Raw genomic sequence first — 12,160 nt, forward strand, 5'->3', positions numbered from 1 at the left:
GCCTTATCGAGTTGATTTTGAAATGTAAATGCCATCCGTGACACCCTGAAAAGCAGGAGAAACTGGTAACCTTTCGCACAGCCTACCAAGTACATCCAATTCCGTCACTTGATGTTCACGCGATGCTAAGCCGACCTCTCTCCCGCCCATGCAGCAGAAATGAGGAAGGACTGAAATGAAACGACGACTTTGTTTACTGCTGCTTCTCTCCGCATCGCCGGCCAAGGCCGATGATCGTCCCAACTTCGTGATCATCATGGTGGATGATATGGGCTATGCCGGCGTCCGTTGTTTTGGAAACCCGTATTTCGAGACGCCTGAAATTGATCGTCTCGCCGCCGAGGGAATGCGGCTGACCGATTTCCACTCCTCGGGCACCGTCTGCTCGCCGACTCGGGCCGGATTGCTGACCGGTCGTTATCAACAGCGAGCCGGGATCGAGGCCGTGATTCATCCGGTTCGCGAGCATCCCGAACACCGCAAAGGGTTGCAGAAGACGGAAGTCACCTTTGCCGAGCTGTTGCAGTCGGCAGACTATGCCACGGCCTTGATCGGAAAATGGCACCAGGGCTACGTGCACAATTCGGAAGATTATCATCCTCAGAATCACGGATTTGATGAGTTCCTCGGCTACCACAGTGGCAACATTGATTTTGTCAGCCACGTGGGCGACCACAACGAACACGATTGGTGGCACGGACGAAAAGAGACCAAGGAGGAAGGATACGTCACGGACCTGATCAACCGGTATGCGCTCGAGTTCATCGAGCGAAACAAGGAAGGACCGTTCTGTCTGTACATTCCGCATCTGGCGATCCACAACCCGGTGCAAGTGCGAGGCGACCCGGTGCGCCGCTCGGAAGAAGACGTTGGAAAAGGCCGATGGAATGATCCGGTTGATCGCAACTGGCGACGATCCGGGCATCCTCATTGATTGGCGAGACCGCCAGCTTCCCGCTGGTCCCTATCGCCTCGTCATGCGTGTTCGCGGCGGTGGCCCTGCCGACGGCGAGTTGATGTACACGGTCAGTCCAGGGGACAACCCACAACGCGGCAAGAAAATTTCATTCGCAATCGAGGGTGACCCGAAAGCATGGCAAGACATCGACCTCCCCATACCAGAACGTAAACGGATGTACCAACTTCGAATCGATCCCCGACAGAAACCAGGTGAATTAATGATCGCCGAAATGAAATTGATCGGAGCAGATGATTCCGTGATCACTTCTTGGCCCATCAGCTTGACCGGTGGAAATCGGAAAAACTGACTCTCTGTTGAATCGAAACACTCCTCTGTTCCCTTCTTTTTCCTTTGAGCTCGACGAACGCATCATGGCGAGCTTCATTTCGATCGAGCATGACTTGATCGTTCGCACAAAAAAACACTGTATCGTTTCTCGGAAAAATAGATTTGATGAGAAACTGGAAAGAATCATGATATTGTCGCACCAATCACCATCGCCGAAAAGGTAACCACAAACTTATGATGAAAGCCACTATTCGTACTCTCGCGATTTCAGCCCTTGTGTTTTCGTTTGGGTCAAGCACGTGCGCGGCAGTTGATGTTTCCGTTGACTTCACCGAACCAGAAGACGCTCGCGAAACCTTGTTCGACATGTGGACGGTTGCCAACCGAATCAGTCCGAAAAACGGAGCCAACGTTCGCACGGGCATGACGGTCAATACCGTACGAATGCTAGGGGGAATTGTCGAATGGGGCAAGAACCGGGAAAAAGCAGAGCGACCAAATCTCGCGTTCGACATCTGTACCTACGACGAAGAAAACCAGCAGTACATTTACCATTTCGACCGATTGGTAAATCGCATCAATCAAATCAGAAAGGGCGGCACCGAGATCTACCAAATCGTGCTCGACCAACCCCCTTGGGCTTTTCAGCGTGGATACACCTTCATCCCGGACGGAGAAAGGGATGGTATTCATTTTCGTGAAAACGAACGTGTGTCGCACTACGGAAATTCGCTGCCGCCTTGCGACAAGAAGGCTTATGCGACTTTCATCAAGGCCTTGATGCAGCACCTGGTCGACGTTTACGGAGAAGACCTTGTCAAGACGTGGCGTTTTCGCGTCGGATCGGAGATCGAGACCCCGGAGCATTGGTACGGCACCGAAGCAGATTTCATCGAACACTTTGCCAATACGGTGACGGCCATCCGGTCTGTCCTGCCCGATGCGATCGTCGGCCTCCACACACGCGCGCCGGATTTCGTCTACAAGAAGAACAATCTGGGGAACTACAAGCGAGAACAGATCAAGTCGTTCGCTCACGGCATCATCGAATACTGCCACGACAACAAAATCCGCTATGACTTTTGGGGCATTTCCGACTATCCGAACATTACCAAAGAAGAGGAACGCGATCCCAAGGCGAAGTACGCGAAACTTTTCGAACCTCTCGTAACGCACCCAAAGTGGTTGCCCGGCACGATCGTCGATGTGGAGGAGTTCAGCGTGATCACGAGCATGAGTCCCCTTATTAGCTCCGACACGGCTCAAGCGGATACGCTTAAGGTTGCATTGACGGACCATTTCTATACCCACGGGGTGCAACAAGTCTTTCAGTGGGGACAACGAGTCGGGAGCGACGAACCATGGCCAACCAAGGTTTTCGAAGGAATGGTTGGGAAGACTCGCTACCAGGCGAAAATCACCAGCGATGCCGCAGATATCGGAGCGATCATCGTCAAGAGCACCTCGGATGAATCCATCGATGCCGTGCTCTACCACTACAACCCGTCGGATCTCGAAGCCAAGGACACCAACAAGATCAAGCTGAGGCTGATGACCGAATTCCCCGCCGGGACTCGCGTCTCTTTCCGTAAGACGCTCGCGGTCAGGGAGCAAAACAAGTTCAACACATTCATGGACCAACCATCCAGCTCGTCTTGGCTCAAGATGAGTTCCAGTAAGTACGGAAATGCCACCGACTCCCTTAATGCAGCCGGCAAAGCCCAATGGGAGAAGTACGAAAACCCTTCGTCCCGCGAGTGGGCTCAAACCGAGTTCACAAAGACTCTTCCCGCTTCCAACGGCGGGCCGGGATCAATCATCGTGATCGAAACCCTGCTTCCGGTATTCTCCTTCGAGAAGATCGAGGTGAGACGAACGAGATGACGCCGGTCAAATTCGGAATCATGGTTTTCATAATGATCGTTGAGTGGATATTGAAAACGCGCGCTGCCTTACAAGAGACGCATCCTTTTCTTGCGAGTGGCAAAGCCTTCATGCATCAGTTTCGGAGGTTCACGTTTCTGCTTTCCGCTTCAACCTCGCCATCCAAACTATGCCAATCTTTCAGGTTCGTTATGGATCGCTGAGTCTGCATGCCTTTGTACATCGAGTGCATCACTTGGCTGTATTCCTTCCAATGGAATTCGGCCTTCTCCATGTGCTTGGACACGCCAGCCCCATCTCCCTCGGCAAGCTTACAGGCGCCGCGTAACTTCTCCGCGTAGTAGAGACTTAGCATCGCGTGAACAATAAGTGCTTACTTCACAGGCTAGTAGTATAGTTCCATTTTGGCAGCGCTTCATCGTAGATGATTCTCAATTCGGATTTCAGTTCATCACTGAGTTTCTGACCGGTTTGGTAGGCTCGACGGATGACATTGACAGTGGATCGAAGTCCCGTTCGCGTGCTCGTTTGACGCATCAGATCGACAACCGTTTCGAGTGAGTCAAACAGACGCCCCGAGCAGGCCCGGCCGACGTGCGAAAAGAAGCGACGCTCGATCGGGTTGTACTTGCTACAGTAACTCGGCAAGTGAGCAACTCGGATCGGGATACCAATCGAATCGCTCAACTCCTGCAGGTAGTACTTGAACAGATAACGGTTCGCGGCATTGCTTCCTCCGCAATCGCATAGCAGCAGGATACTGGTAGCATCGGCATAGCACTGTTTGCCAATGCGATTCCAATACCAACGCAAACTGTCAGCGGCAAACTCACTGGTGTCATGACTCAGGCCGATGTTGATGTGCCCGACATTGCGTCGAATGTCGTAGATCCCGTGCGGGATCACTTTCCCATCGGCCCAACTGGGGAAATCGTGATCGAAGGCTTGTAATGCCGCGGTGCCGTAGAGCCTTCCTTTACGATACAAGCGACCGAGAAACTCCTTGGCTTTGGTGTCAATGGAAAAAACAGGATTGCCGTCACTTTCGTACAAGTCAGCCAACTCGGCGATGCGTTCAAACTGCTCCTCGCGATCGGGCGAGCGTCCTCCGGCGATGTCCTTTCTAATTTGACGCAAACCAAGGCCGATTTCGCGATACCATGCCTTGACCGTGTTGCGATCCACCGGCGTGCCCTGCTGGGTTACCTTGTCAGCCGATTGGCTTGGCGTTTGGCTGGTGAAGACGGCATCAGGATCGTCGGGGTCCCCGGCAGTTTGCAGTTGGAGTGAATCGATCAGATTGCTTTCGAGCTGACTGTCGGAATCGATTCTTTTTTTCGACCGCCGCCTGGGCGACGAACGCGACCGGCAGCGGGGTCGACCGGAAACTGTTCGATTTCGCGAATTCCTCGTTCGATGGTGCTTCTGGAGACACCGAGCAGCTTGGCGACGTAGATGATGCCTCCGTGCCCGAGTCGCTGAGCCTCCAAAGCGGCGAAGCGTCGTTGGTCCTTCTCGGACAAAGTCGCGAAGTAAGCTTGGCTGCGTTGCTCGGCAGCCTTATCGAGTTGATTTTGAAATGTAAATGCCATCCGTGACACCCTGAAAAGCAGGAGAAACTGGTAACCTTTCGCACAGCCTACCAAGTACATCCAATTCCGTCACTTGATGTTCACGCGATGCTAAGCNGCCTTATCGAGTTGATTTTGAAATGTAAATGCCATCCGTGACACCCTGAAAAGCAGGAGAAACTGGTAACCTTTCGCACAGCCTACCAAGTACATCCAATTCCGTCACTTGATGTTCACGCGATGCTTACTGAGCTGCTTGAACTTGAAGTGGATCTTCGGAGGGAATGCGGCGAGGAACCAACGGCGGCACAGTACCTGGAACGGTTTCCTCGCGACGTGGGAATTGTCAAGGACGTGTTTGATCCTTGTCATAATCCTCAGACAACACGATTGCTCTCTTCCAGCATTGAACCAGCCCCAGTGGGTCGAGGTCTTCACGTTCGATGCCCACATTGCCACAATCCGATTGAGATTGTGCCAGATGCTGAACTAGACAGTGTCCAGTGCCCCTCGTGTGGCAGCGATTTCAGTCTCGTCCGTGACGGCTCAGCCACCAAACACGCAGATGCCGTCACCGAATTAGATCATTTCCGATTGGTCGAGAGGCTCGGCATGGGCGCTTTTGGAAGCGTTTGGAAAGCCCATGACAGAAAGCTAGATCGTACCGTTGCGGTCAAGATTCCCCGCCATGGTCAATTTGACGAGGCTCAAGAGAAGGCGTTCTTGCGTGAAGCCCAGAATGCTGCCCAGCTGAGTCATCCCGGAATCGTTCCAGTGTTCGAGGTCGGTCGTGATGGAGACACTCTTTATATCGTTAGTGAGTTTGTTCGGGGGCTGACACTGGCTGATCAGCTAACCGGTCACCAACCTACCGTACGCGAAGCGGCGCAGATATGCATCAAGATATGCGAAGCACTTCAGCACGCGCATGACCGGGGAGTTATTCATCGCGACCTGAAGCCCGGCAACATCATGCTGGATTCAGACGGAACACCCCGGCTGATGGATTTTGGCCTCGCAAGACGCGACGCCAGCGAGATATCGATGACAGTGGACGGCCAAATTCTTGGCACACCCGCCTACATGTCGCCAGAACAGGCTAAGGGCGAGGCGAACAGAGCCGACGCTCGAAGCGACATATACTCTGTTGGGGTAATACTATTCAAGCTATTGACGGGAGAAATCCCGTTTCGTGGTAACACTCGCATGATGCTACACCAGGTAATTCACGATGAAGCACCGAGCCCTAGAAGCCTCGCGCCGAGTATTCCAAGAGACTTGGAAACAATTTGTGCCAAGTGTCTAAAAAAGGAACCGAGTGCGCGATACGCATCAGCGGATGAGTTGGCCTTGGACCTTGGGAGATTCCTACGCAATGAGCCGATCAAGGCAAGACGGGCAAGCGCGATTGAACGATTTTGGAGATGGAGCGGAAAGAACGTAGCACAACTTACTGGATTCTACGTAATTGCGGATTCACTGGTTCATGGGATCGCGCTTGCCGCAAGACTATCGGTCAATGACCGGGGATTTTCCGCTTATACACTCTACATGCTCGCTTACTGCGTCGGCCTAATGGCACTTCCAATGGTCTGTGGCGTCTACATATTTCAAAAGAACAAAATTGCAATACTCCTGACGCTCGCTTGGTACTCTTCCATCGCTTCGTTGTCATTGCTGGTGATGATTCCGTCTGGATCACGCCCTGTTGGTGACAGCATTGCAAATGCGGTGACGTTCTTTGGTCCATTGACCTCGGCTATCGTTGCAATCTTACTTTGTTTCCGGACCCTGGGAGCCAGAGAGACGGACGTGCCAAAAAAAGCGAAGGATTGCAATCGCGTTCAAGAGAGATTCCTTGCAACCGTTGCCATACTTCTGGGAGGCCCGCTATTACTCTATTCGGTTATGGGAATTTGGGTGTTCTTCATCTTGCCCGAACGGATTTTATTGAGGGACCTGGACGAGGCTCGGAACCAGGTTGTCGAAGGCGCAGAGCGAGGCACACCTGTTGGAGTAATCGCTCGCATGCCGAATCAAGCTCAGATTCGATTAACAGGCGACGCTGACGGTCGATTCGAACTAGACCCATACACAGGCGTAATCTCAGTAGGTGACGCGTCGTTGATAGATTTTGAATCAAACGCTCAACATCGGATCACGGTGACTGGTGTTGAAGGCGATAATCGCGTTTCAAGAGATTTTGTCATCGAAGTATTGGACGTCCCGCCCAAATTAACCTTAGAGGCTAAGATTCCGAATGGAGAAGTTCCGAAATTGGCCGCACTTGGTACCTGCGTAGGCATTTCGGTCTCCGGACGCGATCCTAACGGACCGGAAGTGAACTTGAGTCTTATCGATGATGCCGAAGGACGGTTCGGGTTGCATGAAAACACTGGTGAACTATTTGTGGCCGATCCCTCGCTACTTGATCGCGAGGCTAGCCATGTAATTACTGTAGAGGCGCGTGCCGGAGCGGACAGCTCAAGTGCAGTTGCCATACCGATTGGGGTAGTGTCTGACCAATCACATGAACTTGAGATTATATCATTAGAAGATGAATCCGAATCGAAGAGATCAGTCGATCGTCCCAGTAGACTCGCTGATCAAACGCTCTATTCCATTGTTGCCTTTATTGTCTTGATTTCAATTTGCTGCATATCTTATCTCGTTCTATTAATTTGTGGCTTATTGCTTTTGCTCGGAAGGAGTTGGGCCTTCCTGCCGTTGGCATGTGTTTGCATCTTCGAGCTTGTGTTTTTTTTATCAACAATATTCTGGACAACTGCACCGAAAGAAGAGATCTCGCTTGCGGTAGCCAGCAACTTGGGATTTGCTTGTGGGGGCATGTCAATACAACTAGTTACCCTTTTTCCACTTTGGGGCCCATTGGCTTGCTCATGGGCGATTCGTTCTCGTTTGAGGGCAATTCACAACAATATGCCGGTTCCAATCTCGGCTCGACTCGTGGTAGCGTTTGTAGGCGTTTGCGCGATGCTACTTGCCATCCTTGGCCTTCTTTACAGCGCATTCTCGTCGTCCATTATGTTTTTGATTTAGCGATCTGATGATCGCTGCGAGTTCGCTCGCCAGTAAGGGGAGAAGACTCCTTCGCTTAATGAAGTTCTGTCTCAGTTTATTCCGCGGTACGAATCCGTATTCTACGCGTAAAGTGACCGCGAGACGTAAACCGCGTCCTCTCCCTATCTCGATCGCCTCGATTCGATCAATGATTGAGTGGTTTCGGTTCAGGGGTTCTGGCCTGATCGCAGCCAATTTTGCTTGACGCCGACCAACCTCTGAAACAACCGCCCTCCCCGTATGAGACTCTCCTCGAACTTTTTTTAGAGAGTTCGCGCGGTAACCGTACACCAGAACCGTTGTAGGCGCGTGGGTTAGGGTTGTGGGTTTTGTTTCGTATCACCCAACGGAGAAAACCCATGTCCCGATCCGAAACTGTCAAACTTTGGCAGGAACGGTTGCGACGATTTGATCGCTCGCGAATGACCGTCTTGAAGTTCTGTCGAAACGAAGGCGTCTCGCAGCCGTCCTTCTATCGATGGAAGAAAAAGCTGTGTGAACTGCCGAGCGACGCCAAGCCGAAGCCCAAGCCATCCACCACGGGCGTCCAATTCATGCCCCTTCGTCTGGCCACCGAGTCCGCCAATCAAGTCGCCCCAAAAACGGATGAGCAAGCTGGATCCTCTCTTGCCTGCACCACCATCGAACTTCCCGGCGGTGTTCGCATCCGCGTGGAGGTCCCCACGGATCGGCACCCAGGCCAGCGAGTGGAGGCCCGAGCATGATCGGATTGCCAGCCGGTGTGCCCATTTATCTTTGCACCAAGCCGGTCGATTTTCGTAAAGGTTTCGATGGACTCACCGGTATCGTCACCACCGCAATGAACCACAGCGTGACCGACGGTTCGCTGTTCCTGTTTGTCAATCGAAGACGCGATCGCATCAAAGCCCTGTGGTGGGAAACCGGCGGGCTGACACTCTGGTACCGAAGGCTCGAACAGGGCACTGTCGAATTGCCAAAGACCGAAGGCGATACCTCACACATCGTGATCGACAATGTCGAACTGGCCATGTGGATCGCCGGAGTATCACTGAAGTCAGCCAAGAACCGACGCAAGCGAATGGTGGCGTAGCCCGACCGTCGACTCACTCGAATTGGAATGCACGCGGCCCCGCGAAAATCTCATCGCGGGGCCGTTTTTCTTTGCGCTCCCAATGGCGCATTTGTCGGCGAACTCTATAATTTCGCCATCATGGATTCGAAGCCTCTTCCAAACGACCTCGACGCTTGTCATCAGCTGATTGCGAAGCTGCAATCGCAAGTCGGTCAACAAGCCACCGAGCTATCGCTCAAAGACAAGCTGATCGAGGAACAAGCTCACAGCGTCCTAGAGCTCAAAGCCGATCACGACAAGCTCGACGAGAAAGTGATCGAGTTGAATCTCAAACTCGAAAAACTGCTGAAGCAACTCTACGGGCGCAAGAGCGAACGACGCGTCGATGGCGAAGGCCAGTTGTTTTTGAATCTTGGCGAAGAACCCACGCCCGAGGTGATCAGCGCGCTGGAAGAAGCAATCCGCGAGGCCGAGCAAATCGTCGACGACGCCGAAGAGGCGAAGAAGAAACGCAGGAAAAAGCGTCCCGAACAAAGCGACCGCAAATTCCCCGAACACTTGCCGCGATACGAGCGTGTCGTCGACCTGCCCAAGGACCAACGCGAAGGCCTCACGCTGATCGGCTACGACGAAGTCGAGACGCTCGAATGCACCGCCGCGGAACTGAAAGTCAGGGTGACGAAGTACGCCAAATACGCTTACGTGGCCGATAAGACCAAGGGCATCGTCAGCCCTGAGCGGCCTACGGGACTGGTCGAAGGCGACCGCTTTGACGCCTCGATCGGCGTCGAAGTCGTCGCCTGGAAATATTTCTATCACCTGCCGTTTTACCGTCAGCAAGACCTGTTCGCCGGCAGTGGTTGGACGCCCAGTCGCAGCACGCTGCAAAATATCGAAGCGGCGGTCGAGTTCGCCCTGCGTCCGCTTGCCGAATACCTGCGTGACGTTTTGAAACAGGATCGCACGGTCGGCTGTGATGACACCGGCGTGTTGTTGATCACCCCCAAAGCCATGCCGGACTTGTCGGTACACCCTCGCAGAGAGCGGATCGGCGAGGTGCTTGAAAATGCGATTCGCTTGGGCAAGCCAAGCATCAAAGCGAACATGTGGGGCTACTACGCCTCACGACTTCCGCTGGTGGCATTCGACTTCACGGTCAGTCGCCACCGCGACGGGCCGGATGACGTGCTCGGTGATTTCGAAGGCAACTTAATAGGAGACTGCTGGTCAGGTTTTCAAAAGATCAATGTACGAAGTGACTCGCGAATCATCTTCGCGGCGTGCTGGGCGCATGCGCGTCGCAAGATCGACGAATGCCGCAGCGCGTTCCCAGTGCAAGTGGCCAAGCTGGAATCACTGATACGGATGCTTTACGAGGTGGAGGATCAGATCAAGGACCTTGACGATGCAGAGCGTCTTGCGCGACGTCAGAGTTTATCGCGTCATGTCCTTGACCTGATCGCGGAATATCTCGACAGCGAAGCGATGCAGTCACCATCGGTTCTTCCCAAGAGTAATCTCGGTGTGGCGGCGGGATATGTGCGTCGTCACTGGCAAGCGTTGTGCCGGTTCACCGAGGACGCGACGATTCCGATCGACAACAACGACTGCGAACAGCTGATGAAACGAGTTGCCACGGGAAGGAAGAATTGGATGTTCAAAGGCTCGGTGGCTGCAGGTGAGCGAGCGGCGAACTTACTAACGATGATCGGCAGCGCGATACGCAACGACTTGGACGTGCGAGCGTACTTGGACGATGTGTTGCGCAGAACGCTCGGCGGGGAGACGAACTGGTCAGCGATGACTCCACAGGCGTGGAAAGCAGAGCATCCCGAATCGATTCGCGAGTACCGAGCGGACGAGCGTCGCCAAGCCGCCGACCGCAAACGCACCCGCCGAGCCCGCCGCCGCCTGCTGAACAAGTCAACCGGGCGTCGCTAACTGGTTCTGGTGTACGGTTACGTTTCTATCGCGTTTTTCGCGGTATTCTAGCGGTTCTCGCTACTCTCGGATAGTTCTCTGGTTCGAGACGTTACGTTTCGGGGCCGAACCGGAACCGCTGGTTCTCATTCGCGGTGCGAGTGTTTTATCCCAAAACTCTCAGACTCTCTGGTTAACAGCCACAATTAGTTAACAGCCACAATTAGTTAACAGCCACAATTAGTTAACAGCCACAATTAGTTTACAGCCACAATTAGTTTACAGCCCGTTCTCATCCGAGAGAGCAAACGAGACGGCTAGATTAGGTCGATTGCAGGTGCTGGCAGGGATTCGTCCCCCTCCAGCGTTTTTTTTGGTTGGCGATGTTCTTTGCAGCTTCTAACTGGACGTTCTTGGTGCTGCCAGTTTGTTTGTGGGCGCTCACAAATCGGTTTCAATCATGGCACTACGAAAGCTGACGGACCATGCTTTTGGTGGACTATCACTCTGCCCTTTGTCTATTTCGATGAGCGGTACGCCGACTTTCAGAGCAGGAACCTCGACGCAGGTGGGGAGGTCGGACGGACACTCGGCGATTTTGGCGTTGCGTTTGGCGGCATGTTCTATCGAAATACGGAAGTCAATCGAAAAACGGGAGACCCGGTACGGTTCGGCGGCGTCGAAGGAAACTCGGATTCATCGGCGTTTTACCTGGGCGTCAAACACGACTCGCTGGACAATTATTTCTTTCCCAAAAACGGGGTGTTTGCCGAGACGGTCTACACCCAGCTTGAGGACACCGAGTCGCGGGACATGATCCAGGGACGACTGATCGCTGCCAGGACTCGTGGTCGCCACACGTTTCTGTTTCGAGGTGAAATGGTCGTCGACGATCTCGTGGCCGGGAATTGGGATGGTGAAGAAATCACGACCGGTGGATTTCTGCGGCTTTCCGGGTACGCCAGCAATCAGGTGTTTGCGTCGCGACGGGCCCAGGGTGCAATCGTGTGCATGAAACAGCTGCGAACAATGCTCAGCGACCGAGTGAAACTTTATTCGGGAGCAAGTGTGGAAACCGCCTGGTTTGATGGTCCGCTGAGCAACGTGGAAATCGATCGGCCCGTGTTGGCCGGCAGCCTGTTTATGGCCGCCGAGACCCCGTTGGGGCCAGTCTTCGCCGGGGGGGGGGCAACTGACACCGATCAGTTTTCTCCATTCATTGCCATGGGCCAGGTGTTTTGATCGAGCGAGTGCCACAGGGTAGGACAAGACATTGCTTCGCGATTGTCCGGTCAGTATTTGTCGTTTGCCCTCTGCATTCAAAAAACTACGCCGACGTTTCGAGTCGCAGAAATTTCGGATTGAACTAGTTGCCACGTCGGGCTTCGTTACCGATGCACT

At 53.4% G+C, this 12,160-nt stretch carries 10 protein-coding genes and 1 pseudogene; 8 read left to right on the forward strand and 3 right to left on the reverse strand.

All coding sequences use genetic code 11. From position 1 onward, the window contains the following. Positions 1-175 precede the first annotated feature (175 nt). The 3 genes from Poly41_RS31725 (at position 176) to Poly41_RS31735 (ending at position 3,133) form a co-directional block, all read left to right on the forward strand. Complete coding sequence (locus Poly41_RS31725) at positions 176-934, forward strand: sulfatase-like hydrolase/transferase (RefSeq protein WP_146531395.1); 759 nt, start codon at positions 176-178, stop codon at positions 932-934. Then, positions 888-1,268 carry a hypothetical protein gene (locus tag Poly41_RS31730; RefSeq protein WP_146531396.1) on the forward strand — a complete coding sequence of 127 codons (381 nt, stop codon included), beginning with the start codon at positions 888-890 and terminating at the stop codon, positions 1,266-1,268. The genes Poly41_RS31725 and Poly41_RS31730 overlap by 47 nt, the downstream gene beginning before the upstream one ends. 215 nt (positions 1,269-1,483) lie before the next feature. After that, on the forward strand, positions 1,484-3,133 hold the full coding sequence (locus tag Poly41_RS31735) for a GH39 family glycosyl hydrolase (RefSeq protein WP_146531397.1): 1,650 nt from the start codon (positions 1,484-1,486) through the stop codon (positions 3,131-3,133). Positions 3,134-3,248: 115 nt separating this feature from the next. Here Poly41_RS31735 and Poly41_RS31740 read toward each other — a convergent pair whose 3' ends face one another. The 3 genes and pseudogenes from Poly41_RS31740 to Poly41_RS31750 form a co-directional block, all read right to left on the reverse strand. Then, a complete protein-coding gene (locus tag Poly41_RS31740; RefSeq protein ID WP_146531398.1) occupies positions 3,249-3,488 on the reverse strand; it encodes a hypothetical protein in 240 nt (79 codons plus the stop codon). Positions 3,489-3,511: 23 nt separating this feature from the next. Continuing rightward, a pseudogene (locus Poly41_RS31745) lies at positions 3,512-4,471 on the reverse strand (ISAzo13 family transposase); the annotation flags it as partial. After that, a complete protein-coding gene (locus tag Poly41_RS31750) occupies positions 4,429-4,725 on the reverse strand; it encodes a hypothetical protein (RefSeq protein ID WP_197231910.1) in 297 nt (98 codons plus the stop codon). The pseudogene Poly41_RS31745 and the gene Poly41_RS31750, both read right to left, overlap by 43 nt. A gap of 219 nt (positions 4,726-4,944) precedes the next feature. Between Poly41_RS31750 and Poly41_RS31755 the strand changes: the two genes are divergently transcribed. The 5 genes from Poly41_RS31755 to Poly41_RS31775 all read left to right on the forward strand — a co-directional run bounded on the left by Poly41_RS31755 (position 4,945) and on the right by Poly41_RS31775 (position 12,001). Then, a complete protein-coding gene (locus Poly41_RS31755; protein ID WP_146531400.1) occupies positions 4,945-7,764 on the forward strand; it encodes a protein kinase domain-containing protein in 2,820 nt (939 codons plus the stop codon). Positions 7,765-8,144: 380 nt separating this feature from the next. Next, entirely contained in the window at positions 8,145-8,510 is a 366-nt protein-coding gene (tnpA, locus tag Poly41_RS31760; protein WP_146531401.1) for an IS66 family insertion sequence element accessory protein TnpA, read from the forward strand. Continuing rightward, positions 8,507-8,857, forward strand: coding sequence for an IS66 family insertion sequence element accessory protein TnpB (gene tnpB / locus Poly41_RS31765; protein WP_146531402.1), 351 nt, complete (start codon positions 8,507-8,509; stop codon positions 8,855-8,857). Before tnpA ends, tnpB begins: the two co-directional genes overlap by 4 nt. Before the next feature lie 120 nt (positions 8,858-8,977). Next, the gene (locus Poly41_RS31770) at positions 8,978-10,780 is read left to right on the forward strand and encodes an IS66 family transposase (protein ID WP_197231912.1); all 1,803 of its coding nucleotides are present in this window, start codon (positions 8,978-8,980) and stop codon (positions 10,778-10,780) included. A 597-nt stretch (positions 10,781-11,377) separates the two neighbouring features. Continuing rightward, positions 11,378-12,001 carry a BamA/TamA family outer membrane protein gene (locus Poly41_RS31775; protein ID WP_146531404.1) on the forward strand — a complete coding sequence of 208 codons (624 nt, stop codon included), beginning with the start codon at positions 11,378-11,380 and terminating at the stop codon, positions 11,999-12,001. The last annotated feature ends 159 nt before the right edge of the window (positions 12,002-12,160 follow it).

The sequence above is a fragment of the Novipirellula artificiosorum genome, assembly GCF_007860135.1.
In the GTDB taxonomy this organism is placed as follows: Bacteria; Planctomycetota; Planctomycetia; order Pirellulales; family Pirellulaceae; genus Novipirellula_A; species Novipirellula_A artificiosorum.